Source organism: Halosolutus halophilus, assembly GCF_022869805.1.
In the GTDB taxonomy this organism is placed as follows: Archaea; Halobacteriota; Halobacteria; order Halobacteriales; family Natrialbaceae; genus Halosolutus; species Halosolutus halophilus.
In genome coordinates this window covers 3289256-3312867 of the sequence record NZ_CP094974.1, presented here as the reverse complement: position 1 = coordinate 3312867, position 23612 = coordinate 3289256, and the positions used below count along the sequence as shown (strand labels likewise).

The window sequence follows — 23612 nt, the reverse complement described above, 5'->3', positions numbered from 1 at the left end:
GTTACGTTACTTCGTTGACCGTTCGCCCGATCTCGTCACCGAGTCGCACAGTCACCGTCACACACTTTTCCCGGCGGCGACGAACAGTCCGGTATGGCCACCGACGCAGCGCGGGTCGTCCGACGGTACTACGACGCACTCGACGACCACGAGTACGGACGACTCGAGGACGTGCTCGCGCCCGACTTCGTCCAGCGCCGGCCCGATCGGACCTTCGAGAGCCGCGAGGACTTCGTCGAGTTCATGCGCGACGAGCGGCCGAACCCCGACACCCGTCACGAACTGGTCGCGATCGTTACGGACGAACAGGGGGTGGCGGCCCGCGGCCGCGTGGTGGACGAGGCCGCGGATCGGTCCCTGTTCGAGTTCGCCGACTTCTTCGAATTCGAGGACGATCGGATCGGGACACTCGAGACGTACTCCCGGTGACGATCGGCAGTCACCCCGTTCCGGCCCTTCGGTAGCTTGCTCGACGCTACTCACGGTGCCGGTTCGACGTTCTGGTTCACGTGGAAGACGTTGTCTGGATCGTACCTCGCCTTGATCTCCTGCAGGCGCTCGTAGTTGTCGCCGTAGGTGGCCCGAACCCGCTCGTCTCCCTCCTCCATCATGAAGTTGACGTACGCCGCACCGGCCGAATGCGGGTGGAGCGCGTCCCAGTAGTCGCGGGTCCAGTCGACGATCAGGTCGCGGTTCTCCGGATCCCGATCGACGCCGAAGATGACCATCGACCAGGTGACGTCGCGATGACTCCAGGCGGTTTCGTCCGCGTCCACGTCGTGGACGGCGCCGTCGATGGGATAGAGGTGCATTCCCGACTGTGGCGTCGGCACGTCGGCGAAGCGCTCGTGCTCGGCGATCGCGTCGTCGGTCAGATCGTCCACGAAGTCGCCCTTCCAGTACCACTGGTCGCCTTCCGGGTAGAGATCGTCGAACATGCTCTGGAGTGCCGGATAGGGCATCGGTTCGACGTGTTCGAACAGCGGCTCGGCAACATCACGGGCTGGTTGGATCACCTCCTCGGCCTGGTCCTCCGGCCCGAGATAACACCACATCAGGCCGCAGACCTGTTCGCCGTGGATCTCTTCGGGGAAGGGGTCACCTGGCACCTCGTGGATCAGATAAAAAGCGGAGACGTCATCGGGCGCTTCGGGCAGCCACTCGCGGTACCAGCGCATCGTGTCTTCGAGGTCGTCGATCGGCCAGAACAGCGGCCCGGCGACAACCGTCTCGACCGGATGCAACTGGAACTCGAACGAGGTGACGACACCGAAGTTGCCGCCGCCGCCGCGCAGTGCCCAGAACAGGTCCTCGTTTTCGTCCTCGCTCGCGTGAACCAGGCGACCATCGGCCAGCACGACGTCCGCGCTCACCAGATTGTCAATCGTCAGTCCGTACTTGCGGCTCAGATAGCCGTGTCCGCCGCCGAGGGTCAGGCCCCCGACGCCGGTCGTAGAGATGACCCCGCTGACCGTCGCCAGGCCGAAGGCGTGGGTCGCGTGATCGACGTCGCCCCAGGTGCAGCCGGGTTCGACGTGCACCGTCTTCGCGTCGGGATCGACGTGAACCCCCGTCATGTCGGACAGGTCGACGACCAGTCCGTCGTCCACCAGCGCCAGTCCGGGACCGTTGTGACCGCCGCTGCGGATCGCGATCTCGAGGTCGTGCTCGCGGGCGGCGGTCACGGCTGCGATCACGTCCGCGACGTCGGTACACCGGGCGATCACTCCCGGCCGCTTGTCGATCATCGCGTTGTAGATCGTGCGCGCCTCGTCGTACGCCGGATCGTCAGGGTGGATCAGGTCGCCCCGGAAGTCCGCCTGTAGTCGTTCGATCGCTGCCTCCGCATCGTCTCTCGTAGTGGTTGCCATCTGCTAACTCGCCTCACGTCGGGGTACACCGGACGAACTAATGTAGGCAGCTAGTGATATTTGCCCGGGCAGTAATTCCCTTGCAGTGGATGACCGATGAGCACGTGGTGCAAGTTCGTGACCCGATCGACGAGGCCGAAGAATTCGCAGGGACCTGCAGTCTCCGATAGTTCGGTGCTCTCGTCTAATACGCCTGGACGGGGAGTTCCTCTACTCGTCATGCTGGCGTTTCGAGCAAGTGGTTCCGGACATGGGTCTCGACGAACGCCGGTGGAGGACGTCAGACGTCCTCCGTCTCTGTAATTTGCGATTCCGATCGGGATCCCGGGTACGCGAGTACGGCACCCACCACGAACACGATCGTTGCGAGGTAGATGGGGCCGAGGTGCGTCACCCAGTCGTGGGCGAAGAGGTCGGCGTAGTGCATCGGGAGTGCGATGGCCAGCCCGACCACGGCGGCGACGACCGCCGTCGTCCACGCCCACAGTTGCTCACTTCGGACACCGTACCACGCGAGCGCCGTGATGGCGATCCCGGTGGCGATGATAAACGCCGCAGTGGCAACGTGGAGGTGATTGATGTAGCTCATGATGGCCGGGTCGATCGCTTCGAGTTCCGCCGGCGTGACCCCGTTCAGAGTCGCGACACCGAGTTCGAAGCCGGTGCCGAAGAACGTTCTGGCGAGGAAGACGACTCCGTAGCCGACGAAGGCGACGCCCGCGAGCGCCATCAGGAGTGAGCCGATCCGTACTCCCCGATCGAGTTCGTGCTCGGTCCGGTGTCGTGAACCTGTCGCTTGATCCAGACTCATCGTTCCAGTCCTCCGAGTTAGACCTCGACCGTTTCCACGTGACGGGCTTCGATTTCGTCGCGTGTGAATTCCTTCCCGTGCTGTTCTTTGACGTGCTCGCGCGCGATCTCCACCAGTCGTTCCTTGTCGTTCTCCTCGGTACGCATGAGGAAGACGCACCCCGAAACGGCTGTGTCGCACGCTACCTGTAGTGCCATCGTGCTGTCTTCTTCCGATTGCAGGTCGTTTGTCATGGTTTCGCCTCCCAGCGAGAGACGCTACGAGACGGGGGATAGTGTAGGCATCTAGTGATTTCCGTGCACCCGTTGCTTTCCGTGCAACGGCTGCATCAGGGTCATCGGTTGCAAGCGGGCGACCCGGTCGCTACTGGGATCGTCGCCAGGGCCAGGGACCGTCCGTCGACCCGACTACCGACGATAGTCGGCAGCACGTCTCGCGACGATAGCCGGCAGAACGGCTCGTAGCTGGCAGAGCGTTTGCTCGGTCTCGAATCGGTCGACCAGACCCTGCATTCCCGACGTGACGAACGCACCCAGCTGTGTCGCCTCGTACTGGCGTCCGTTCCTGCCTGATCCAGTGTCGGTCCTCGAACTCGCGGAGCGTCCGCCCGACCGCGGACTACGACACGCCGGTCGGTTTCCGGAGGTCGGCCTGGCCTCCCGGGGACGCATAGCCAATGCGTCGAGCGCGGTGATCCGACCGCGCGAGGAACACGATGTCGTCGAGCGGAGATCCTTCGACACACGATAACACGGTATCCGTACGCATGCCGGTGTATAGCTATGGTCCCTCCGGATCACCCGTAATCCATCGCGTCCGCGGCGAATCTCCGTCTCCACGTCCTGTCGAATAGCACGGATTCCTGCCACGGGGCTTGGTGCCCTCATCGAAATGCTAACTCCCACGATCACATCACTCTTCGAGAATGCGTCTTTCGAAACCGGTGTCGTCCGACCGTTCGGGGATCGCAACCCGCGGCAGTCGCAGGCACGATGAGCATTTCGATGCGGTGCGTACGTTGATTCGATCGAGGCGGGTTTCGATACGATTTCCATGAGACGACGAGCGCTCGGCGCGATTTCGGCCGCGTTCGCACTGACACTTCCCTGGGTCGTCGTGTGGGGGGCCGCCGATCTACTCCCCCGGCTCACGGGGGCCGTACTCCCGGGCGGTGGGTACGAAGCACCGGCTGTGTTCCGTCCGTCGACGCTCGGGACGGTGATTGTGACTGGTCTCGCCGTCCTCGGGGCCGCATTTCTGCTCGCGTGGGCCGCCGAAACCGCCGAGAAGGACGTCCCCCAGGCGTTCGCGATCGCAGTACTGGCGGTGCTAGCGGTCGCGCCCGAGTACGCCGTCGACGCACTCTACGCGTGGAACGCGGGCCAGTTCGCGGGGACTCCGCGCGGGATCGAGGCGGGTAACCTCGCCGTGGCCAACATGACCGGTGCGAACCGTATCCTGATCGGCATCGGCTGGGCCGGCGTCGCCCTCTTTACGATCTTCCGCCGGGGCGCGTCGTCAGACCCCGCGGTCGAAACCCGACCCGGCTTCCTCGCCGACGTGGTCGTCCTCGATCGGGAGATCGGCCTCGAGATCGTGTTCCTGTTGATCGCAACGCTCTGGGCGTTCCTCGTGCCGCTCAACGGCGGTATCGACGTCTTCGATATGCTGTTCCTGGTCGGGCTGTACGTCTGCTACATCGCGGTCATCCTCCGGGGCGATGTCGAACCCGACATGGACCACGTCGGCGTTCCGGCGTATCTCCAGCACTTCCCGAAGCGGCGCCGGATCGCCACCATCCTCCTGCTGTTCGCCTACTCCGGCGTGATGATCTTCACGGCCGTCGAACCCTTCGCACACGGACTCGAGCGTCTCGGCGAAGGAGTCGGCATCCCGTCCTTTTTCATGATCCAGTGGATCGCACCGCTGGCCTCCGAAGCGCCGGAGTTGATCGTCGTCGTCTATCTGGTGAACAAGGCGCGCTCGACGGCGGGATTCAACGCGCTCATCTCGTCGAAGCTCAACCAGTGGACGCTGCTCATCGGGACGCTCGTCATCGTTCATTCGATCGCGCTCGCCCGGTACGGCGTCCTCGCGTTCGACTACAAACAGGCGGCCGAGATCTGGCTGACCGCCGCGCAGTCGTTTTTCGCCATCTCGCTTCTGATCAGATTCGAAATCTCCGTGAAGGAGGCGGTGACGCTGCTCGTACTCTTTCTCTCACAGGTCCTGCTCGAGTTCGCCATTATCCGGGAGTTCGTCACGATACCGATCTCGAGTACCGACGTCCTGATCGCCTACAGCGTCGTCTACGTCGTCCTCGGGACGGTATTGTTCGTCCGCCGGCGACGGGCGTTCTCCCGACTCGTCCGGCGAGCCGCGGGCACGGTGGGTGACGCGATGTCGATCGGCGAGGGTCGATCGCACAGTGCCGACGACTGAGCCGACACGCAAACCGGGTCCTCGTCAGTGGTGGTCGTCACCGTCGGCTGCTCTCGATCGGGCTACCGAATACGGACGCGGTGGTTCCAATCGCGTTCGCGGTTTCTTCGCAGGGCGCATCTCTTCCCGAGCAGGGTGCACCTCTTCGCAGGCAGGGTACGGGTCGGTGCTCGTTTCCCCCCGGAGCCGGCGGGTGTCCGTTACGGGCGGCATCTCGATCGCGTACGCGTTCGTCCGTCTCCTCCGACCTGCCCCGTGGATTACCCTTCTTCTGCCGCCCATTCTAGCAACGGCTGGATCCGCGTCTCGAGTTCCCGACCGCGAGGCGTCAGCGAGTACTCGACTCGCGGCGGAATCTCGTCGAAGCTCCGTCGCTCGATCAGCCCTTTCTCGGTCAACTCGTCGAGGCACACCGTCGACGAGCGCGTTCCAGAGGAGCAACTCCATCTCCTGGAGGATATCCCGGAGGTCGGGATCGCCGTAGAACGCAAGCAGCGTGGAGGGCCGAACGGTTCGGACGTGCGTCTCGTCGCCCTCTTCAGATATCGTCACCGAGAGCGGGACGAAGACGGCGACGTCCGGTTCGATCGCGAGGGCCTTGTGCGCCTGACCGGGGTTCCCGACCAGCAACGTGTCGCCGACCTCGCCGAGGACCTTCTGCCCGCGGCGATCGAGGGCGTCACGCACGTCGGCTTCGACCTGCGCTCACGGGAGCGGACTCGAGACGTGGATGCTGTACTCGGCGTCGACCAGCGTGAGCACGAGGTTGAGCGCCTTCTTGATCCGCGTTCGGGTGGATTCTTCGCCGGGCATCAGCGGCGGCTCCTCGCTGAGTACCTCGGCGGCGGGGATCCCTTCCGTGAGAACCCGCCAGAGCACCCCCTCTGTCTCCTGGATGGCTCGCTGGAGGTCGTCGTCGGTGAACAGGGCCAGCAGCGTGGTCGGTCGCACCGCGCTCACCCGGGTCTCGCCGTCGAGGTCGTAGAGAATCACCGACAGCGGGACGAACGCGCCGAGTCCCGGATCGATCGCCATCTCCGCCTCCAGCTCTCGTCGGTTGCCCACACAGAGGATCGTGAACTCGGGATACTCGAGGTTGTAGTGGTGGTGGATGGCCTGGACGTCCACGTCCGCAAGCACCTCGACCCCCTCCTCGGCGAGCTCCTCGCGGAGCGCCGCTTCGGCGTCCGACACGGAAACGGGCGTCGTGACGCGAATAGCCGTCTCGATGCCGAGCCGATCGATTACCGGGTGGAGTCCCTTCTTGACCGTCTCGCGAGTGAGCTGACAGATGGTCTTGTTAGCGATTGTCATGCATTATCCGAGAACAGTTCGAACGATCGTATTAGTGTTTCCTTCGTTACCGATCTAATGGGTGCGTGTTCCCGAATTTCTGTCTCCCTCCTCCCCGATCAGTGGTCGAGTAGCACGGTTCGTCGTGCCTTGCTCGCGGTCCTTACTCCGGAAACAGCTCCTGCTCTCGATCGATCGAGGCGATGCGTGCGCGATCGTCGGCGTCCAGGTCGATATCACCGGCGGCGAAATTCGACTCGAGGTGCGCACGCGAGGAGGCTTTCGGGACCGTGACGACGCCGTCGGTGCCGACGAGCCAGGCGATCGCGACCGATTCGGGCGCGACGTCGTGTTCGTTGGCGACTGCCCGTACCTCGGGCAACTCCCCGACGCGACCGCCGGCCAGCGGCGAGTACGCGACGAGCGGGTAGTCGTTGGCCCGCGCGTCGGCGAGGAGGTCGTTCCGTGCGAACAGCGGGTGGCGTTCGACCTGGTGGGCCGCGACGGGCGCGTCGAGGTGATCTCGGGCCCTCGCCGCCTGGTCGACCGTGAAGTTCGAGAGGCCGACGTTCGAGACGAGTCCGTCGTCGACGAGGGCGTCGAGCGCCGGCAGCGTCGCCGACGGGTCGTACGGGCCACGCGGACGGTGGACGTACAGGAGGTCGAGCCGATCGAGTCCGAGGCGATCGAGGCTCTCCTCGGTCGCTGGTCGGACTCGGTCGGGGGCGAGGTCGTCGACCCAGAGCTTCGTCGCGACGGTCACGTCCTCGCGGGGGACGTCGCTCGCGGCGAGCCCCGCGCCGACGACGCGCTCGTTGTCGTAGATCCTGGCCGTGTCGAGGTGCCGGTAGCCGACGTCGAGGGACGTCTCGACGGCCCCGGGGTCGTCGATGCCCATCGTGCCGAGACCGATCGGTGGGAGGTGCATACGGCTCGTCCGGCTGTCACGGTGATAAGCACCGTCCTTCGGCGACCACCTTCGCGGTCGCTGTCAGCGATCCGGACCTGTCGAAATCGCGACCTGGGCAAGCGTTATGTTGGTTGATAACGTACCACATAGTGTAACGGGCGAAGCCACGAGGAGACACCGAACGACTCGGTTCGATCATTTCGAATCGAGTGCGAGGGACAACCGACGCTCCGGTCACGCGGAACCGAGGTCTCCCCTCGACGGAGTTGCACGCGGTCCACCATCGATCCACGTCGTGGATCGGTGTCACAGCCCAGTACCGGATCTCGCGCGAGTGAGATTCGCGAACCAAACCAGGGCTGACGGATCGTAGAAGAGCGCTCCCGTTCGGCTCCAGATCGTGGCTTCGTCCGGATGTTTTTCACCACGAACCGAGAGCCACCGCGCCGGGTCAGCCGCGTCCACGGCGGTCGAGTTTTGGGCAGTCGCCACCTGGTCGACCGGCGATTCGACGGGCCGGGAACCCACGTGAACGGCACGGAGGTCCAGCACGGACCGTCCCCCAACACGTCCCGCTCTCGACGCTCCGCTCTGCCCCCCTTTTCTTGTGACTGGACGCCGTCGGTACAGCGCATGCTCGTCGCAGTCGCCGGCACCTTCGGACCGATTCACGACGGCCACCGCCTGTTGTTCGAGCACGCGCTCCGGTTCGGCGAGGACGGCGTCATCGTCGGGCTGACCGGCGACGACCTCGCCACCGAGACGCGCCACGTCCCGCGGCCGGTTCCTCCCTACGAGGACCGCGAGCGATCGGTCGCGGCGGAATTCGCGGCGATCGACGAGTGGGACCGCGAGGTGACGATCAGGACGCTCACCGACCCCCACGAGATCGTGACGGACGACCCGGCGATCGACGCGCTGGTCGTCTCGCCCGAGACCGCGGACGAACTCGAGGCGATCAACGAGGCACGGAGGGACCACGGGTTCGACCCGCTTACGGGAATCGTAGCACCGTACGTGCTCGCCGACGACGGCGAACGCATATCCTCGACGCGGATCGTTCAGGGTGAGATCGACGAACACGGGACGGTGATCGAGTGACCGTCGCGGCACGTGACGCCATCGGGTGACACGTCTCAACACTTTTTAGCTCGGTGACCAGTAGTTGTGCGTATGGTTCCCGATACCGCGTCCCTCTCGACGGACGATCGCCCTGCGTCCGACGACGGCTTCGGCATCGTCCTCAACGGACTGATCGGCGGAATCGTCGGTGTCGTCCTCTCGTTCGTGCCGTTCGTCTCGACGGTCGCCGGCGGCGCGATCGCCGGCTACCTCGAGGGCGGCGAGGCGAGCGACGGGCTGACGGTCGGAGCGATCGCCGGGCTGGTGATGGTCGTCCCGTACGCGCTGTTCGCCTTCGTGATTTTGTTCATGCTCGGTCTCGGCGGTAGCCCGCCCGGGTTCGGGGTGATGGCCATCGTCGTGGTGCTGTTCGCTGCGGCGTTCACCGTCGGATTGAGCGCGCTCGGTGCCGTTCTCGGCGTCGCCCTCGCGGAGAACCGCTGAGGTCTTGCGGCGGGCGTCACGGTCCGGTCGACGGCCGCGCACGACTCGATTCAGTCACGAGTCGAACGTCTTCCGGTCACCAGTCGAACGCCTCGTGGAGCGCCCGCCCCTCGTCGTTCAGTACGGGCCCGACGACCTCGCTGACGCCTTCGAGGACGGTGGCCGATCGGACCGGCGTCTCCTGGCCCGCGAATTCGCCGATCTCGTCGCCCCCGACGCTGTAGACGATGCGACCGAGTCCGGCGTAGCGGAGGCCGCCGGCACACATCGGACACGGTTCGGTGCTGGTGTACATCGCGGTCTCGGCACGCGCTTCCGGATCGAGTTCCCGGCGAGCGCGATAGGCGAGGTGCAGTTCCGGGTGACGGCGAACGTCGTTCTCGGTCAGGACGCGATTCGAGGCTTCCATGACGACCGCGTCGTCGCGAACGAGCACGGATCCGAACGGCCGATCGCCCCGCTCGACGGCCGATCGGGCGAGTTCGAAGGCCCGGCGCATGTGCGATTCGTGATCGAAACGGTCGAACTGTGCTGTGGTCACGTCCGAACGTCTCCCTGGACTGGCAAGAAACCGCGGTCGTCGACGGTTCGGCGGCGGTCATCGGTGGCGGCGAACAGGTCCCGGGACGGAGACCTCTCGATCGATCGCGGCGGTCGATCCGTCGGAGTGTTCGGTTCGCTCCGGAGTGCTCGATCCGAAACTCACTGAATGATTATGCCACATAATGGCATAATAGGTATATTGTATGTTTACCGGTTAGGTTTATATTGTTGTTTCCGGTCTTTCGACGTACGATGTCCGTGAACACGACGACGAACTGGTCCGACCCCGGCACCTGTCCGTTCTGCGGCGACGAACTGTCCAGCCCCGGCGTGGGGTTCATCGATCACATCGACGAGAACGCGACCTGCGAAACCAGCTTCGACCAGTGGCGGGGCAATCTCAGCGGCGACCTCGCTGGCGAGTGGAGCGGGTGACGGTCCGATTCACACGCCGGGCACCCCGCTCGTGCTTGTCTCCGCGCTCGTATCGATCGGCCCCCGGTGTCGATCGGCGTCCGTGACCGGCGACGGATTCGCGGTCGGACGTCCGCCCCGTTATATATTCGTAGCACGTGCCACATGCAGGTATATCAGCGCGGGACTGTTCCCACGAGGTGGAGGAACCTGCAATGCCAACCGGTACGGTCGCGTTTTTCAACGACACAGGCGGCTACGGCTTCATCGAGACGGACGAGATCGACGACGACGTCTTCTTCCACATGGAAGACGTCGGCGGTCCCGACCTCGAGGAAGGACAGGAAGTTGAGTTCGAGATCGAACAAGCGGACAAGGGGCCACGAGCGACCAACCTCGAACGCCTCTAGCGGCGACTCGACGGCGATTCGAGAGCGGTCGAGACGTCCAGTCGCGCCCCGAGTCGCTCGCTCGATACACCGACCATTCGGCGGCCCGATAGACGGCGAGCAGGACGGACGAATCGGCACTGAGGCCGGCCGAGGAGCGGTTCGACTGCCGCCCCCGATCGGGCGTAGCGCCACGATTGGCGACCCGGCAGTTCCAGCAGTTCTCACCACATGACTCAGGATGCAGACGACGTTCGGCGTCGATGGGCGGATCGATCGCGGGCCTACTCGCCCGAGTACTACGCGTACTACGGACCCGACGAGCGGAGCGAGCGGCTCCGTACCGTGCTCGACGAGCGGGTTGATCGAGATGCGGCCGTGCTCGAACTCGGCTGTAGTTCGGGTCGACACCTCGCACACCTCGCCGAGCACGGCTACGCGAATCTCACCGGCATCGACGTCAACGACGACGCGTTCGACGTGATGGAACGGGCCTATCCCGACCTCGCGGCCACGGGCACGTTTCACCACGGTGCGATCGAGTCCGTCGTTCCCTCGTTCGACGACGACCAGTTCGACGTCGTCTACTCGATCGAGACGCTCCAGCACCTGCATCCGTCCTGTGACTGGCTGGTCGACGACCTCGATCGGGTGACGGCCGAGTTGCTCGTCACCGCCGAAGTCGAACCCGACGAGGCCGACGCCGCTCGGGCGCAACCGGCCGACGGGATTCACGAGACGACCGTCGACGGAATCCCCCTGTACAAACGCCGCTGGGATCGCGTGGTTGCCGAGTCCGGATTCGTCGAACTCCGTTCGATCGACCTCGACCGGGTCACTGTCAGGGCGTTTCGATCGACGGACCGGTGAGCCGGGTCCCCCTTCGATCCCTCAGTCTGTGTCGGCGTACGCGACGAGTCGGACCAGCGATCGGTCGGGATCCTCGGCGTAGTACCTGACGGTCAGGTCCGCGCAGGCGTCGAGCAATTCGTTCGATTCGAACCGATACTGGTTGCCGGGGCCGCTCGCCGCCGACTCCGACTGGAGGTGGTGTTCGTAGACGAGGGCGCCTCCGGGCGCGAGGGCGGATTTGACGGCGTCCAGCCGATCGCGGGCGTCGAAGAACCGGATCGCCACGACGTCGTAGACGGACTCGGGAAAACAGTAGCTGTCGACGTCGGCGAGGATCCAGTCGATCGATCCCGAACGCCCGGCTGCCGCCGATCGCTCGTCCCGCCGATCGCGGGCCCGATCGAGCATCGCGCGCGAGATGTCGACGGCGTCGACCGACCAGCCGCGGTCGGCGAGCACGCTCGCGACTCGCCCTTCGCCGGTCGCGAGGTCGAGTGCACGGCCGCCCGGCAGGTCGTCGGCGATCGCTTCCGTGAGCGTGGACTCGTCTCCCGGCCACCGCGTGGCTCGTCGTCCGTCGTCGGTCCACGATCCGTTCTCCTCCGGCATCACTGGCCAGTCCCACCCAGACGCACATGAGTCTGCCTGTCGTCCGCACACTCGCTGGAACCACCGTCACCCCCACATTCGATGGAACCGCTGTCACCCGCACAGGAGCCCACGCGTGTCGCGGCCCGATGACCCTCGCGTACTGACCCTCGCGTACGAGTCCGACGTTCACGGCTGACGTCGGCAAGCCCGTCGAGAACGCGGGCGGCGATCGGACCGGGAGGGACAATCGAGAGACGCGACGGGAACGGACCGCCGCAATTCGCTACTGGTATGCGATTTATCGGCAGCGAGCACGGACCCGACGGCTCGATCGAGATCCGGAGAAATCCGGCTCGAAAAACCCTCTCCTGCGTTTCGAACGCTCCGTCGGCGGATCTCGCGTCGATTCCGTCGCGACCGATCGCACTCGCCGGCCGGACCACTAAACCTCTCGCGGTGATACGTCGGGTAGCTATGGCACTGCACGAGGGAAACGGCGGTCCGAGCGGCGTCGACGTCGCGGGCCCCCGGGACGCGCAGTCGATCGTGTTCGTCCACGGCGCGATGTTCACGCGAACGATGTGGCTCCCCCAGCAGCGGGCGCTCGCCGACGGATACCACGTCGTGGCTCCCGATCTCCCCGGTCACGGGGTGTTCGGCGACGAACCGTTCCGAATGGGGGCTGCGATCGAACGGCTACGACGGGTGATCGACGCGGAGACGGACGGGAGTGCGGTACTCGTCGGCCTCTCGCTCGGTGGCTACGCCGCGACGGAGTACGCCCACCGCTATCCCGGGGACGTGGATGGACTGGTCCTGTCCGGCAGTAGCGCCAACCCGGTCCGCGGGTTGGAACTTCTCACGCGGGCGACCGGCGGGATAGCCCGGCTCCTCACGAAACCCGACGTCGGCAAACGCGCGGTCGAACGACTCGCGACGCGGTGGGTCCGCAACCGCGATCTCCCGCCGGACATCGAGACGGCGATCGTCGAATCCGGCTTCTATCCGAAGCAGTTCGGTGAAGCGGGTCCGGAAATCGCCGGGCGGGACTTCCGAGACGCGCTCTCGACGTACCCCGGTTCGACCCTGATCCTCAACGGCGAGAACGACACGCTCATGCGCCGCGGCGAGCAGGCGCACGCGGCGGCCGCACAGGACGGCCGCATCGAAGTCCTCTCGGACGTCGGCCACATCTGCAATCTCCACCGGCCGGAGACGTACTCGTCTCGCGTCCGCAACTTCGTGCAACGCCGGGTTCCACAGCGGTGAGCGGGGCCTGACGGCTGCGATCGGTCTCTCGGCCCCCAAAACCGTCAACTACGTGGCCGGCGGAGTCTCGAACATGGCGATCGACGAACTGCACACCGTGGCCGACATTCCCGTCGGTGACGCGACGCTCGAGGGCGAACTCGCCGTGCCCGCCGACGCCGGCGGACTGGTCGTCTTCGCTCACGGAAGCGGCAGCAGCCGGCACAGCCCGCGAAACAACTTCGTCGCGGAGACGCTGCGCAAGCGCGGACTCGGAACCCTGCTGTTCGATCTGCTGACCGAGGAGGAGGATCGCTATCGGGAGAACCGCTTCGACATCCCACTGCTGACCGATCGGCTCGTCGCGACGACGACGTGGGCCCGCAATCGAAGCCAGATCGGGGACGACACCTCGATCGGCTACTTCGGCTCGAGTACGGGCGCTGCGGCGGCACTGCGCGGAGCGGCCCGGCCGGAGACGGACGTCGACGCGGTCGTCTCGCGGGGCGGCCGCGTGGACATGGCCGAGGACGCGATCGACGACGTCACGGCGTCGACGCTGCTGATCGTCGGCGGCGAGGACGAGTCGGTGCTGGAGTTGAACCGGGCGGTCCACGACGCGCTGTCGTGCCAGAAGGGCCTCCGCGTGATCGAGGGTGCTGGCCACCTCTTCGAGGGCGAGGGCGAACTCGAAGCGGTCGCCGATCACGCCGCGGACTGGTTCACGACGCACCTCGGGTGACTCCCGGTTCGAGGCTCGTGGCCTCACTCGATCGAGTCCCGATCGTGGGCCGTCAGTTGGAGCGTCTCCGGATCGAGCGTGTAGTACCGCTCCCACGCCGGTGCGAGGCTCACGACGCGGGTACCCGCTATCTCCGCCGCCCGGTGCTGGTGGTGGTGCCCTACCAGACAGAGGTCTGGTGAGACGGTTTCGAGCAGGTCGGTCACGTGCTCGCAGCCGGGATCGTAGCCGTACCAGAGCAGGCCGGTCGGGGCCTCGTGGGTGAGGAAGACGTCGATATCCGAGAGTTCGGCCGCCCGATCGACGTCTTCGTGGGTGAAGTGCCGCCGGCGATCGCCCGACAGCGCCGCCCGTGACAGGTCGTACTTCGTCGGAGCGTGATTCCCGGAGAGTCCACCTACGCGGAGGCCGTCGATCGTGGCCGCCGTACTCGCGAGGAGGTGGACGTTTCGCGTTCCGTCGGGGTCCTCGCCCGCCCGGAGCGCGTCGATCACGTTCAGGTCCTCGTTGTTGCCCGCGACGAACCACGTCGGTGCAGGGAGGTCGTAGTGTTCGAGGTCGCCGACCTGCAGCACGCGGTCGGGATCTATGGCTCGATAGTACGCGAGCAGCGTCTCGCGGCGGTCCGAATCGGACGCGTGGGCGTCGCCGAGGACGAGCATGCCGAGCGTCGCTTTGCGACCGAGACGGAAACACCTCCTGCTGACACGTGCGCGTTCGCCCGATCGCGGCGCGATGAGTTGCGCCGCGGCCCACGACGAGATCGATTCGGTGCGGGCAGGTTCAGGGTCAGGATTTAGGGCAGCCATGGCGGTACCCCAGTACATGGCTACCATACCCGGCGTCGACAACGTCGAGACCGAAGACGACTACATTCACGTCCGATTTCGCGATCCGGACCGGTACGACGAGATTCGAACGCCCGACTGGGCGGAGAACCCGGCGGAATCGGTCTCCGAGGGGAGCGAAGTGCGAACCGGCAAGGTCGAAGGCGAGGACGACTGGGAGGTGACCAGCGTCCTCATCAGCAAGAACGTCGGCGAGGACAAGGCGGAAGAACAGGCGCGAGAAATCGTCGAGAAGATCGAATCGTAACGCCCGGGCGGAATCCGAGTGATCGAGGTTCGAGGGGCGTATCGCGTCGACACGGTCGCTGGAGTCGCGGACGATTTCCGGACCGTGACGGTCACGATTTCGCCAACGAACGCTTATGAGCGGCGTCGTGGTCGAATCCGGTATGGTCGACAGCCGAACCTACGAGTTCGAGGGTGCCAGCCCCACCATCGACGATGCGGCGCACGTGAGTCGCGATGCGGTGTTGGTGGGTGACGTCGAGGTCGCAGCGGACGCGAGCGTCTGGCCGGGCGTCGTCTTGCGGGGTGACATCGCTCCGGTTCGCGTCGGTCGTCAGGCACACGTCGGCGATAACGCGACGATTCACGCGTCGACGCTCGAACCGGAAGTGATGGTCGGTCACGGGGCCGTCCTCAACGAGGTCACCGTCGAGGAGCGCGCGCTGGTCGGGTTCAACACGACGGGCAACACCGACGCCACGATCGGCGAGCGAAGTATCGTCGCCGCGGGGACGGTGATCCCCGACGAGTACGACATCCCGCCGGAGTCGTTCGCCCGTGGCGTTCCCGCAGAGATCACGCCGCTCTCCGAGACGGGGATCGATCCCGAGGCGATCTTCGAGGAGTTCTCCTCGGGCGAGTACACGAACCTGGCTCAGCGCCACGAGGACCTGTTCTCGTAGCCGATCAGGGCCTCGAGCGGCCCGCAGGCGGGGTTCGGTGCCCCAGTCAGAACAGCCCGATCGAGTCGCCCCGATCGGCGAGCATCGATCGATCGAGCGTGAGCCGTTCGAGGCCCACCTCGCGGGCGTGATCGACCACCTCGTCGTATTCCTCGGCGGTGATCGGCCGGCTGATCTCCTCGTAGAACTCCTCGTCTTTGGCCTTGTAGTACGGCCGGTACTGGGCCATCACGTCGACGAACGTCGCCTCGGAAATCTCCTCGGCGACGAACGTTAGTACCCGTTTCGCGCTCTCGACGTGGTTCGGCATCACGAGGTGGCGCACGAGGAGGCCGCCGGTCGCGAGTCCGGTGTCGGCGAGTTCCAGGTCGCCGACCTGCCGGTGCATCTCCCGCAGCGAGTCGGTGACGTTCGACCAGTAATTGGGCGCTTTCGAGTACGTCGCCGCGGCCGCGTCGTCGCCCCACTTCACGTCGGGCATGTAGACGTCGACGATCCCGTCCAGTTTCGTGAGGATCTCGGGTCGTTCGTACCCCCCGCAGTTCCAGACGACCGGGAGGTCCAGACCGCCATCCTTCGCGATCTTGACGGCCTCGACGAGGTGCGGCGAGTGGTGGGTCGGCGAGACGAAGTTGACGTTGTGACAGCCCTTCGACTCGAGTTCGAGAGCCATCTCGGCGATCTCCACGGGCGTCGCTGGCTCCCCCTTCGCCTCGTGGCTGGTCTCGAAGTTCTGGCAGAAGACGCACTTCATGTTGCAGTTGGCGAGGGAGATGGTCCCGCTACCGTTGTGCCCCTTCAGGCAGTCTTCCTCGCCGAAGTGTGGGAAGTACGACGAGACGTACGCGGTGTCGTCGACCTGGCAGGTGCCGACGTTTCCTGCGGTCCGATCGACCCCGCAGTCGTACGCACAGAGGTCGCAGTCTTCGTACCGGTCCCAGAGGTCCGCGATCCGTCGCTCGAATTCCTCGCCCCCGAGTGTGCGGTAGTTCGGCGTCGTATCCGGCGTGCCGATGCTCATGTCGCGTGTGATGGCGACCGATCGGCAAAGCTGTGTTGCAAGGCATCATATACCACGACCGTCCGGGACGGCTACCCGCTCACTCGTCGATCGAAATCCCCGAAACCTCCGCTTCAGGGCTGCTGTGGTGCGTCGCCGATCTCGAAGATTTCCTCGAAAAGGCTCTCGGCGACCCGATCGAGGTTCGCTTCGGCCTCGCTCGCGTCCATCCCGTCGCCGACGCCCTGCCACTCGACGGCGAGTCGCGAGATTGGGACGAGCGCGACGCCGCCGATGGTGATCTCGCCGTCGGGCGTGTGGACGGTCCACTCGGTTCGCATTCCCTTCGAGGAGCGGGTGACGTCGGTGATCTGCGCGCCGGCGTCGAGCCACCGCTCGACGAGGCCGTCCGTGATCCGTCTGAGTTTTCGCTCGCCCAGCAGGTGGACGACGCCGCCGCCGATCGCGAGGAGGGCGAACGCGACGCCAGCCATCAGGAGGCCGCCGTAGGGGACGTTCAGCGACGCCGCGAGCGCCGCGATCACGACCACGAGGCCGAGGACGCGCCCGTCGAACGCGTTCGGAACCGTGCCGGACCAGGTCGCGTCCTGGGTCGGCTGTTCGAGTTGCATGCCGGCGCATCGTGACGACGGTCTCGTAGTCTTTTCCGTGTCCGATTCGCCGCTTTAAGCGGGTGTGGGGACTTCTATTCGAGATCGAGTAATTCGTGGTCGCCGTGACTGTCGCGGAGATCCTCGAGGTACTCGCGCTGTTCGTCGAGCCGCGGCGTCGGGTCCTCGTACGTGAACTCGAACATCTCGCGCGGATCGGCGTCGACGTCCTCGGTCCGATCGACGATCGTTTCGAGCGTGTCCTCGATCTCCGCGTCGATCTCCCGGATCAGGTCGTCCCCGAGCACGCTGCGATCCCGGAGGTACGCCTCGAACCGGTCGATAGGGTCGCGCCGTCGCCAGCGATCGACCTCGGCCTCGTCCCGGTAGACGTCCGGATCGTCCGCCGTCGTGTGCGCCCCGTAGCGGTACTGGATCGCCTCGATCAGCGTCGGTCGGCGCCGATCGTCGCCGGCGTCGAGGGCCTTCTCCCGGGCGGCCCGCGTTACGACGTAGGTCGCGAGCGGATCCATCCCGTCGACCTGGACGCCCTCGAAGCCGTAGGCGTGAGCCTTCTGGGCGAGCGTCGCACTCGCAGTCTGAGTCTCCCGCGGCACCGAGATGGCCCACTGGTTGTTGTTACAGAAGAACACCGTCGGCGCGTCGTAGACCCCGGCGAAGTTCATCGCCTCGTGGAAGTCGCCTTCGGAGGTCGACCCGTCGCCGAAGTGAACGACGGAGACGCGCTCGTCGTCGTTCAACTTCGCCGCCCACGACCAGCCGACGGCGTGGGGAAGGTGCCCGCCGATCGAGATGTTCAGCGGGAAGACGTCGACGTCCGCAAGTGCCGCGTTCCCGTCCTCGTGGCCCATCCAGTACAGCAGGTACTCCCACGGGAGATCCCGGGCGACGAGCGCGCCGTGTTCGCGGTACTGGTAGGAGAGCATATCGTCGTCGGCCAGCGCGTACGTCGACCCGATCTGGGAGCCCTCCTGACCGGCCAGGGACGCGTAGGTCCCGAGCCGACCCTGCCGCTGGAGGCTGATCATCCGCTCGTCGAAGCGTCGACAGAAGCGCATATCGCGGTACATCGATCGCAGCGTCGCCGGTTCGAGGTCCGGTTCCAGCGCCGGGTCGACGACGGTCCCGTCCGTGTCGAGGACCTGCACCCGATCGTCCGGCGCTCGATCGAGGACGTCCCGGGCGGACACGTTTCGTGACATGTCCCCACCGTGGCACCGGGTCCCCATAACAGTATTGCGATGGCAGGCGGGCAGTAGCCGGGACCGACCGACGCGAGTCATCGCGTCGACGTGTCGAAAAACGCTATGCGCTGGCCGCGGAACGTCCGCACATGAGCTGGACGGTCATGCCGACCTTCGAGGACTACGATCGGGCCCGCGAGGCGTTCGCGTGGGACCTCCCGGACGAGTTCAATCCCGCCGTCGATTTCCTCCGGAAACACGACGACACCAGCCGGGTCGCGCTGCGATACGAACGGCCCGAGCGCGGCGACGTCGAGACGTCCACGTTCGACGATCTCGACGATCGATCGGACCGCATCGCCGCCGCGCTGGCGGATCTGGGGGTCGAGGCGGGCGATCGCGTCGGCGTCGTCGTCCCCCAGAAACCGGCGAACCCGATCACCCACCTCGCGAACTGGAAGCGCGGTGCGATCTCGGTCCCGCTGACGGTCCTGTTCGGCCGCGACGCCCTCCAGTACCGCCTCGAGGACAGCGGGGCGACGGCGGTCGTCGTCGATCCGGGCGTCCGGGAGGCGATCGACGAGATCCGCGACGACTGTCCGGCGCTGGAGCACGTGATCGAACTCGGCGACGGCGACGCGGTCGACGGTGACGCACACGCCTTCGACGATCTTCTCGGGAGCTACGAGCCGGGAATCGACGTCTACGACGCGACGCCGGAGACGCCGACGGCGATCATGTACACCAGCGGCTCGACGGGTCCGCCGAAGGGGGTCCTCCACAGCCACGCGCTGTGGCTCGGCCGGGCCGCGGCGGCGTACAATTACTTCGATCGGGGGCTCGTCGAGGGCGAGGCGATCCTCTGGACGCCGGCCGACTGGGCGTGGGGCGCTGCGCTCGGCGGGACCCTCTTTGCGGCGTGGCACCACGGCTGTGCGGTCGTCGGCTGGCCGCGTGACGACTTCGACCCCGAGGACGTGTTCGATCTGCTGGAACGCCACGGCGTCACCCACTCGTTCATGCCGCCCACGGCACTCCGGATGCTAACGTCGGTCGAGGACCCCGAGCGCGAGTACGACCTCGAACTCGAGACGTTCGCATCAGCCGGCGAACCGCTCACCTCGGAGGTCGTCGACTGGGTGGACGGGACGTTCACGGACGTCGCGATCAACGACTTCTACGGGCAGACGGAGTTGAATCTCGTCGTCGGCAACTCCGAGGCCTGGTTCGACACCCGTCCCGGCAGCATGGGTAAGCCGTTCCCCGGCTACGAGGTCGCGATCCTCGACCCGGACACGCGAGACGAGGTGCCGACCGGCGAGGTGGGCGAACTCGCGGTGAAGCCGGCCGATCGACGCGTCTTCTTCGACGAGTACTGGGGACTGCCGGAGAAGACGGCGGCGAAGCGGACGGCGGAGGGATGGTTCCTGACGGGTGATCTGGTCGAGCGGGACGCGGACGGCTACCTGTGGTTCGTCTCCCGGACCGACGACGTGATCCTCACCAGCGGCTACCGCGTCGGACCGATGGAGGTCGAGGAGGCGATCCTCCACCACCCGCTCGCCGAACAGGCGGGCGTCGTCGGCGTCCCCGACGAGACCCGCGGGGAGGCGATCACGGCGTTCGTCCAGCCCGCAACGGACGAGTACGACCCGGAGACGGTCCGCGAAGAGATCCGCGACCTGGTCCGCGATCGACTCGCCGAGTACGAGTACCCCAGAGCCATCGAGTTCGTCGACGAACTGCCGACGACCACGACCGGCAAGATCCGGCGCCGATCGCTGCGCGAACGCGAGGGCGTCGCCGACGAGTGAGCGGGGGACGGTCCGATCGCTCGTCGACGGGTGCACACTGCCGGTTCGCCCGACTCGGGAATTGTAACTCGTCCGGAACTCACTAGCGGTTTTATAGGTCGACCATGCGAACTGTTCGGTATGTACCGCGTGCTGATACCCGTCGACACGACCGAAGAGCGAGCACGTGCACAGGCCCGGTACGTCGCGTCGTTGCCCGACGCCGACGAGTCCGTCGAGGCGTACGTCCTGTTCGTCTTCACCGACGAGGGCGAGGACCTGCCCAAGGAGTTCGAGCAGTTCAAATCCGCCTCTCGGATCGGATCCGTCCGGACGGCACAGGAACACCTCGAGGACCACGACGTCGACGTGACGATCCTCGAAGACAGCGGTGACACGGAAGACGACATCCTCGACTGGGCCGAGGAATACGACGTCGACGCCATCGTCCTCGGCGGCCGGAAGCGGTCCCCGGTCGGCAAGGCCGTGTTCGGAAGCGTTACGCAATCGGTCATTCTCAACACCGATCGACCGGTCGTCGTGACGGGTGCGGAAGCCGACTGACCGGAATCGAGGCCACGAACGCCCGGACGATGCGAACCGGTTCGCTCTCCGTCCTGGGGCAGTGATTTAGGGTTCGATACCCTACTCCGGGACATGACGGACGATCCTGACGTCACCGCAGACCCGCCCGAAAGTCCGATTCGACTCTCCGGAACCGACCACATCACGCTGATCGGCAGTAACGAGGAAGACACGATCGCGTTCTACCGCGACCTGCTGGGGATGCCCCTGGTGCTCAGACAGCCCAACCTCGACGATCCGGACTCGACGCACCTGTTCTTCGACACGGGTGACGGCCGGATTCTCACCCTCTTCGTCAGCGACGATCGAGGCTCGAATCCGCGTCCGCTCCAGCACCAGATCGGCTCTGTCCACCACCTCTCGTTCTCGGTCGATCCCGAGCGGTTCGTCGAGACGAAGGAGGCGCTCGAGGACGCCGGCCGCGGCTACAACGAGTTCGATCGCGGCATCTTCCACTCGCTGTACACCCGCGACCACAACGGGCTCACGATCGAACTCGCCACCGACAAGTTCTCGATTCCGGACGATCGCCGCGGTGAAGTGCTGGCGACGGCCCAGCGACTCCGCGAGGAAGACGGCGTCGACTTCGCCGAAGAACGCCACCTCGAGGCCGCACTCGAGGAACTGGATATCGAGGTCGAGAAACACGACTTGCCGGACGCGCCGACCGGTGCCGGCGTCTGAGGACGCGTCGGTCGGCCACCGGCGTTCGATTTTCGGTCGATCGGTCCGAACCCGGCGAGCGGCGGTTCATCGCCCGCCGCGGGCGCGATCGGTCACCGCGGGCGTCTCCTCGCTCCCCGGGTCGGCCCCGACCGCCGCCTCGGGGCCTTCGTAGGGCCGCTCGAGTTCCGGATCGCCGCCGAGGAGTTCGCTCAGACCGCGCGTGAGGAGATCGAAGACGAGCACGAGCGGATAGAGGAATCGCTGGATCGCGGCCAGCGGTCGAGCGATCCGGAGACTCCACGTCTCGGCGTGACCCAGGCCGTAGGACTTGGGGAGGATCTCGCCGACGATCAACACGAGGGAACTGGCGACGACCGTCGCTACGACGGTCGCCTGCGTCGGAGGCAGGTAGGTGACCGCGAGGACGGTCGTGATGCTCGAGATCGCGACGTTGACGACGTTGTTCCCCACGAGCAGGGTCACGAGCAGTCGGTGGCTGTTCTCGGCCAGCGCGGCGAGCGTCGTCGCGTCGGCGTCGCCGGTCGCCGTCTTCGACGCTATCCACTCGGGTCGCAGCGAGAAGATCGCGATTTCGCTGCTCGAAAAGAAGGCGCTGATCCCCAGCAGCACACAAACCGCGACGATCCCCGCGGGGAGGAGTCCGAAGTCAGTCATCGACGGTCGTTGGGCCACCCGGGACAAAAAGCCACGCGTCGATCGGGCTGCGAGCCACGGTCGCGGGCCGCTACCAGCGACCGACCCCGACAATTATACGCGCGGTCGCGAATACTGGGGTATGTCACTGGAGAAACCGGATCTGTCGGGCCAGACCGCCTTCATCACCGGAACGACCCGCGGAATCGGCAAGGCGATCGCGCTCGCGCTCGCCGAACGGGGCTGTAATATCGTCTCGACCGGCAAGACCAGCGAGGAGGACGACGACTACGAAGACGGCGACCTCGAGGGCTCGATCGAGGAGACGGCCCGCCAGGCTCGCGATCACGGCGTCGAGGCGCTCCCGATCCAGCTAAACGTCCGCGACGAGGCGAACGTCGAGGCGGCCGCCGATCGCGCGATCGACGAGTTCGGCGAGGTCAACATCGTCATCAACAACGCGAGTGCGATTCAGTTGGCGACCGTCGCGGACCTGCCGCCGAACCGGTTCGACCTGCTGACCGACGTCAACGTCCGGGGCACGTACCTCACCTCGCGAGCGTTCGTCGACCACCTCGCCGACGTCGAGAACGCGTGGCTGCTCGCCAACGCGCCGCCGGTGACGGTCGATCGGGCACCCGGCGAGGCCCCCTACGCGTGGTCGAAACTCGGGATGACGTTCCTGACGCTCTCGCTCGCCACCGAACTGAGCGGGGACGACGTCGGCTGTAACGCGTTCTGGCCCGTCACGGCGATCGACACCCGCGCGACGCGGTACTTCGGGCTGGGGACCGAAGACGACTGGCGGACGCCCGACATCGTCGCGGACACGGTCCTCGAGATCCTCGGCCGCGATCCGGCCGAGTTCACGGGCAACGCCGTCTACGACGAGGACTTCCTCCGGGAGGCCGGCGTCGAGGACTTCTCGCGGTACAACCTGACCGAGGGAGACCCGGCCCCGATGTCGGCACAGATGTTCGATCCCGACTACAGCCGTCCCGAGTAACGCCTCCACCGGGTCGATCGGACAGAAAATATATACAGGTCGACAGGCTCGGCGAACACATGCCGGGTGCCCGCATCCAGGACGGTGACCGTGTCACGCTCCGGACGGTCGAGCGGGAGGACGTTCCGTTCCTTCAGCGCGCCCACGCCGATCCGGCGATTCGATACCCGCTCGGCTCACCGGTCAAGACCCAGTCCCAGATCGAGGAGTGGCTCGCGGACTACGACGGCGAGCAGTTTCTCGTCTGTCTCGACGGGGACCGTGACGTGCCGGGACAGCCCCGATCGGACGGAACGACCACCAACGAGCGTCCGATCGGCGTCGTCTCGGTCGAAGACGCCGACTGGCGTCGTCCCGAACTGACGTACTGGCTGGTTCCCGAGGTCCACGGCGAGGGGTACGGACGGGAGGCCGTTTCGCTGGTCGTCGAGTACGTGTTTCGGGTTCACGACACGCCTGGCGTCGGGGCGGTGGCCTACGATTTCAACGACGCGTCGCGCGGGCTGCTGGAGTCGCTCGGATTCACGGAGGAAGGCCGCATCCGAATGGATCGATTCGTCGACGGCGAATACCGGGACACGATCCAGTACGGACTGCTCCGGGAGGAGTGGCAGAACTGACGGACCGCGATCGCGATCGGTAACTCCGGGGGCCCGCCTTTCGA

At 65.9% G+C, this 23612-nt stretch carries 29 protein-coding genes; 16 read left to right on the top strand and 13 right to left on the bottom strand.

The genetic code is table 11. The features are described from left to right. Positions 1–93: 93 nt before the first annotated feature. The gene (locus tag MUG98_RS16315; RefSeq protein WP_265108492.1) at positions 94–429 is read left to right on the top strand and encodes a nuclear transport factor 2 family protein; all 336 of its coding nucleotides are present in this window, start codon (positions 94–96) and stop codon (positions 427–429) included. 50 nt (positions 430–479) lie between these two features. Here the strand turns inward: MUG98_RS16315 and MUG98_RS16310 are convergent, their stop codons facing one another. The 3 genes from MUG98_RS16310 to MUG98_RS16300 form a co-directional block, all read right to left on the bottom strand. Next, a complete protein-coding gene (locus tag MUG98_RS16310) occupies positions 480–1871 on the bottom strand; it encodes an FAD-binding oxidoreductase (RefSeq protein WP_265108491.1) in 1392 nt (463 codons plus the stop codon). A gap of 280 nt (positions 1872–2151) precedes the next feature. Further along, on the bottom strand, positions 2152–2682 hold the full coding sequence (locus tag MUG98_RS16305) for a hypothetical protein (protein WP_265108490.1): 531 nt from the start codon (positions 2680–2682) through the stop codon (positions 2152–2154). A 17-nt stretch (positions 2683–2699) separates the two neighbouring features. After that, the gene (locus tag MUG98_RS16300; RefSeq protein WP_265108489.1) at positions 2700–2915 is read right to left on the bottom strand and encodes a DUF1059 domain-containing protein; all 216 of its coding nucleotides are present in this window, start codon (positions 2913–2915) and stop codon (positions 2700–2702) included. 820 nt (positions 2916–3735) lie between these two features. Here MUG98_RS16300 and MUG98_RS16295 point away from each other — a divergent pair. Then, the gene (locus MUG98_RS16295) at positions 3736–5124 is read left to right on the top strand and encodes a sodium:calcium antiporter (RefSeq protein ID WP_265108488.1); all 1389 of its coding nucleotides are present in this window, start codon (positions 3736–3738) and stop codon (positions 5122–5124) included. Positions 5125–5148: 24 nt separating this feature from the next. Here the strand turns inward: MUG98_RS16295 and MUG98_RS25560 are convergent, their stop codons facing one another. The 3 genes from MUG98_RS25560 to MUG98_RS16275 all read right to left on the bottom strand — a co-directional run bounded on the left by MUG98_RS25560 (position 5149) and on the right by MUG98_RS16275 (position 7345). Next, a complete protein-coding gene (locus MUG98_RS25560; protein ID WP_425601054.1) occupies positions 5149–5811 on the bottom strand; it encodes a DUF302 domain-containing protein in 663 nt (220 codons plus the stop codon). Positions 5812–5829: 18 nt separating this feature from the next. Then, positions 5830–6438, bottom strand: coding sequence for a DUF302 domain-containing protein (locus MUG98_RS16280; protein WP_265108487.1), 609 nt, complete (start codon positions 6436–6438; stop codon positions 5830–5832). 142 nt (positions 6439–6580) lie between these two features. Next, positions 6581–7345, bottom strand: coding sequence for an aldo/keto reductase (locus MUG98_RS16275; protein ID WP_265108486.1), 765 nt, complete (start codon positions 7343–7345; stop codon positions 6581–6583). Between the two features lie 615 nt (positions 7346–7960). Here MUG98_RS16275 and MUG98_RS16270 point away from each other — a divergent pair. Both MUG98_RS16270 and MUG98_RS16265 read left to right on the top strand, forming a co-directional pair. Beyond that, positions 7961–8428, top strand: a complete 468-nt coding sequence (locus MUG98_RS16270; RefSeq protein WP_265108485.1) for a phosphopantetheine adenylyltransferase — start codon at positions 7961–7963, stop codon at positions 8426–8428. Positions 8429–8500: 72 nt separating this feature from the next. After that, complete coding sequence (locus tag MUG98_RS16265) at positions 8501–8893, top strand: DUF5518 domain-containing protein (RefSeq protein ID WP_265108484.1); 393 nt, start codon at positions 8501–8503, stop codon at positions 8891–8893. A 76-nt stretch (positions 8894–8969) separates the two neighbouring features. Here MUG98_RS16265 and MUG98_RS16260 read toward each other — a convergent pair whose 3' ends face one another. Beyond that, positions 8970–9434 carry a nucleoside deaminase gene (locus MUG98_RS16260; RefSeq protein ID WP_345779775.1) on the bottom strand — a complete coding sequence of 155 codons (465 nt, stop codon included), beginning with the start codon at positions 9432–9434 and terminating at the stop codon, positions 8970–8972. 254 nt (positions 9435–9688) lie between these two features. Here MUG98_RS16260 and MUG98_RS16255 point away from each other — a divergent pair, with 254 nt between their 5' ends. The 3 genes from MUG98_RS16255 (at position 9689) to MUG98_RS16245 (ending at position 11109) form a co-directional block, all read left to right on the top strand. Then, on the top strand, positions 9689–9871 hold the full coding sequence (locus MUG98_RS16255) for a DUF7501 family protein (protein WP_265108483.1): 183 nt from the start codon (positions 9689–9691) through the stop codon (positions 9869–9871). Between the two features lie 194 nt (positions 9872–10065). Next, entirely contained in the window at positions 10066–10260 is a 195-nt protein-coding gene (locus MUG98_RS16250) for a cold-shock protein (RefSeq protein ID WP_250140215.1), read from the top strand. A 210-nt stretch (positions 10261–10470) separates the two neighbouring features. Continuing rightward, on the top strand, positions 10471–11109 hold the full coding sequence (locus MUG98_RS16245) for a class I SAM-dependent methyltransferase (protein WP_265108482.1): 639 nt from the start codon (positions 10471–10473) through the stop codon (positions 11107–11109). Between the two features lie 21 nt (positions 11110–11130). Here the strand turns inward: MUG98_RS16245 and MUG98_RS16240 are convergent, their stop codons facing one another. After that, entirely contained in the window at positions 11131–11700 is a 570-nt protein-coding gene (locus MUG98_RS16240; RefSeq protein ID WP_265108481.1) for a class I SAM-dependent methyltransferase, read from the bottom strand. 456 nt (positions 11701–12156) lie between these two features. On the opposite strand from MUG98_RS16240, the gene MUG98_RS16235 reads away from it, so the two are divergent. Beyond that, positions 12157–12951 carry an alpha/beta fold hydrolase gene (locus MUG98_RS16235; RefSeq protein ID WP_265108480.1) on the top strand — a complete coding sequence of 265 codons (795 nt, stop codon included), beginning with the start codon at positions 12157–12159 and terminating at the stop codon, positions 12949–12951. Positions 12952–13024: 73 nt separating this feature from the next. Further along, positions 13025–13672 carry a dienelactone hydrolase family protein gene (locus MUG98_RS16230; RefSeq protein ID WP_265108479.1) on the top strand — a complete coding sequence of 216 codons (648 nt, stop codon included), beginning with the start codon at positions 13025–13027 and terminating at the stop codon, positions 13670–13672. A gap of 23 nt (positions 13673–13695) precedes the next feature. On the opposite strand, the gene MUG98_RS16225 is transcribed toward MUG98_RS16230, so the two are convergent. Beyond that, on the bottom strand, positions 13696–14334 hold the full coding sequence (locus MUG98_RS16225) for a metallophosphoesterase family protein (RefSeq protein WP_265112475.1): 639 nt from the start codon (positions 14332–14334) through the stop codon (positions 13696–13698). Between the two features lie 163 nt (positions 14335–14497). Here MUG98_RS16225 and MUG98_RS16220 point away from each other — a divergent pair, with 163 nt between their 5' ends. Both MUG98_RS16220 and MUG98_RS16215 read left to right on the top strand, forming a co-directional pair. Next, the gene (locus MUG98_RS16220; protein ID WP_265108478.1) at positions 14498–14767 is read left to right on the top strand and encodes a hypothetical protein; all 270 of its coding nucleotides are present in this window, start codon (positions 14498–14500) and stop codon (positions 14765–14767) included. Positions 14768–14909: 142 nt separating this feature from the next. Further along, a complete protein-coding gene (locus tag MUG98_RS16215; RefSeq protein ID WP_265108477.1) occupies positions 14910–15428 on the top strand; it encodes a gamma carbonic anhydrase family protein in 519 nt (172 codons plus the stop codon). A gap of 46 nt (positions 15429–15474) precedes the next feature. Here MUG98_RS16215 and MUG98_RS16210 read toward each other — a convergent pair whose 3' ends face one another. The 3 genes from MUG98_RS16210 to pdhA form a co-directional block, all read right to left on the bottom strand. After that, a complete protein-coding gene (locus tag MUG98_RS16210) occupies positions 15475–16449 on the bottom strand; it encodes a radical SAM protein (RefSeq protein WP_265108476.1) in 975 nt (324 codons plus the stop codon). A 113-nt stretch (positions 16450–16562) separates the two neighbouring features. Beyond that, positions 16563–17060: a hypothetical protein gene (locus MUG98_RS16205; protein WP_265108475.1), complete on the bottom strand. Its 498-nt coding sequence runs from the start codon at positions 17058–17060 to the stop codon at positions 16563–16565. 74 nt (positions 17061–17134) lie between these two features. After that, positions 17135–18262, bottom strand: a complete 1128-nt coding sequence (gene pdhA, locus MUG98_RS16200; protein ID WP_265108474.1) for a pyruvate dehydrogenase (acetyl-transferring) E1 component subunit alpha — start codon at positions 18260–18262, stop codon at positions 17135–17137. A gap of 131 nt (positions 18263–18393) precedes the next feature. Between pdhA and MUG98_RS16195 the strand changes: the two genes are divergently transcribed. From MUG98_RS16195 to MUG98_RS16185, 3 genes are all read left to right on the top strand, one after another. Then, positions 18394–20058 carry an acetate--CoA ligase gene (locus tag MUG98_RS16195; RefSeq protein WP_265108473.1) on the top strand — a complete coding sequence of 555 codons (1665 nt, stop codon included), beginning with the start codon at positions 18394–18396 and terminating at the stop codon, positions 20056–20058. 120 nt (positions 20059–20178) lie between these two features. Continuing rightward, positions 20179–20601, top strand: coding sequence for a universal stress protein (locus MUG98_RS16190; protein ID WP_265108472.1), 423 nt, complete (start codon positions 20179–20181; stop codon positions 20599–20601). 93 nt (positions 20602–20694) lie between these two features. Next, positions 20695–21306, top strand: a complete 612-nt coding sequence (locus MUG98_RS16185) for a VOC family protein (protein WP_265108471.1) — start codon at positions 20695–20697, stop codon at positions 21304–21306. 66 nt (positions 21307–21372) lie between these two features. Here the strand turns inward: MUG98_RS16185 and MUG98_RS16180 are convergent, their stop codons facing one another. Continuing rightward, a complete protein-coding gene (locus MUG98_RS16180) occupies positions 21373–21963 on the bottom strand; it encodes a DUF21 domain-containing protein (protein ID WP_265108470.1) in 591 nt (196 codons plus the stop codon). A gap of 121 nt (positions 21964–22084) precedes the next feature. On the opposite strand from MUG98_RS16180, the gene MUG98_RS16175 reads away from it, so the two are divergent. Together MUG98_RS16175 and MUG98_RS16170 are read left to right on the top strand one after the other, a co-directional pair. Further along, positions 22085–22948: an SDR family oxidoreductase gene (locus tag MUG98_RS16175; RefSeq protein ID WP_265108469.1), complete on the top strand. Its 864-nt coding sequence runs from the start codon at positions 22085–22087 to the stop codon at positions 22946–22948. Between the two features lie 59 nt (positions 22949–23007). Then, positions 23008–23568: a GNAT family N-acetyltransferase gene (locus MUG98_RS16170; protein WP_265108468.1), complete on the top strand. Its 561-nt coding sequence runs from the start codon at positions 23008–23010 to the stop codon at positions 23566–23568. Positions 23569–23612: the final 44 nt, after the last annotated feature.

Bases quoted from the DNA above. Each gene is read 5' to 3' on its own strand.
- MUG98_RS16315 (WP_265108492.1), top strand. From the start codon at position 94: ATGGCCACCGACGCAGCGCGGGTCGTCCGACGGTACTACGACGCACTC.
- MUG98_RS16310 (WP_265108491.1), bottom strand. From the start codon at position 1,871: ATGGCAACCACTACGAGAGACGATGCGGAGGCAGCGATCGAACGACTA.
- MUG98_RS16305 (WP_265108490.1), bottom strand. From the start codon at position 2,682: ATGAGTCTGGATCAAGCGACAGGTTCACGACACCGGACCGAGCACGAA.
- MUG98_RS16300 (WP_265108489.1), bottom strand. From the start codon at position 2,915: ATGACAAACGACCTGCAATCGGAAGAAGACAGCACGATGGCACTACAG.
- MUG98_RS16295 (WP_265108488.1), top strand. From the start codon at position 3,736: ATGAGACGACGAGCGCTCGGCGCGATTTCGGCCGCGTTCGCACTGACA.
- MUG98_RS16280 (WP_265108487.1), bottom strand. From the start codon at position 6,438: ATGACAATCGCTAACAAGACCATCTGTCAGCTCACTCGCGAGACGGTC.
- MUG98_RS16275 (WP_265108486.1), bottom strand. From the start codon at position 7,345: ATGCACCTCCCACCGATCGGTCTCGGCACGATGGGCATCGACGACCCC.
- MUG98_RS16270 (WP_265108485.1), top strand. From the start codon at position 7,961: ATGCTCGTCGCAGTCGCCGGCACCTTCGGACCGATTCACGACGGCCAC.
- MUG98_RS16265 (WP_265108484.1), top strand. From the start codon at position 8,501: ATGGTTCCCGATACCGCGTCCCTCTCGACGGACGATCGCCCTGCGTCC.
- MUG98_RS16255 (WP_265108483.1), top strand. From the start codon at position 9,689: ATGTCCGTGAACACGACGACGAACTGGTCCGACCCCGGCACCTGTCCG.
- MUG98_RS16250 (WP_250140215.1), top strand. From the start codon at position 10,066: ATGCCAACCGGTACGGTCGCGTTTTTCAACGACACAGGCGGCTACGGC.
- MUG98_RS16245 (WP_265108482.1), top strand. From the start codon at position 10,471: ATGACTCAGGATGCAGACGACGTTCGGCGTCGATGGGCGGATCGATCG.
- MUG98_RS16240 (WP_265108481.1), bottom strand. From the start codon at position 11,700: ATGCCGGAGGAGAACGGATCGTGGACCGACGACGGACGACGAGCCACG.
- MUG98_RS16235 (WP_265108480.1), top strand. From the start codon at position 12,157: ATGGCACTGCACGAGGGAAACGGCGGTCCGAGCGGCGTCGACGTCGCG.
- MUG98_RS16230 (WP_265108479.1), top strand. From the start codon at position 13,025: ATGGCGATCGACGAACTGCACACCGTGGCCGACATTCCCGTCGGTGAC.
- MUG98_RS16225 (WP_265112475.1), bottom strand. From the start codon at position 14,334: ATGCTCGTCCTCGGCGACGCCCACGCGTCCGATTCGGACCGCCGCGAG.
- MUG98_RS16220 (WP_265108478.1), top strand. From the start codon at position 14,498: ATGGCTACCATACCCGGCGTCGACAACGTCGAGACCGAAGACGACTAC.
- MUG98_RS16215 (WP_265108477.1), top strand. From the start codon at position 14,910: ATGGTCGACAGCCGAACCTACGAGTTCGAGGGTGCCAGCCCCACCATC.
- MUG98_RS16210 (WP_265108476.1), bottom strand. From the start codon at position 16,449: ATGAGCATCGGCACGCCGGATACGACGCCGAACTACCGCACACTCGGG.
- MUG98_RS16205 (WP_265108475.1), bottom strand. From the start codon at position 17,060: ATGCAACTCGAACAGCCGACCCAGGACGCGACCTGGTCCGGCACGGTT.
- pdhA (WP_265108474.1), bottom strand. From the start codon at position 18,262: ATGTCACGAAACGTGTCCGCCCGGGACGTCCTCGATCGAGCGCCGGAC.
- MUG98_RS16195 (WP_265108473.1), top strand. From the start codon at position 18,394: ATGAGCTGGACGGTCATGCCGACCTTCGAGGACTACGATCGGGCCCGC.
- MUG98_RS16190 (WP_265108472.1), top strand. From the start codon at position 20,179: ATGTACCGCGTGCTGATACCCGTCGACACGACCGAAGAGCGAGCACGT.
- MUG98_RS16185 (WP_265108471.1), top strand. From the start codon at position 20,695: ATGACGGACGATCCTGACGTCACCGCAGACCCGCCCGAAAGTCCGATT.
- MUG98_RS16180 (WP_265108470.1), bottom strand. From the start codon at position 21,963: ATGACTGACTTCGGACTCCTCCCCGCGGGGATCGTCGCGGTTTGTGTG.
- MUG98_RS16175 (WP_265108469.1), top strand. From the start codon at position 22,085: ATGTCACTGGAGAAACCGGATCTGTCGGGCCAGACCGCCTTCATCACC.
- MUG98_RS16170 (WP_265108468.1), top strand. From the start codon at position 23,008: ATGCCGGGTGCCCGCATCCAGGACGGTGACCGTGTCACGCTCCGGACG.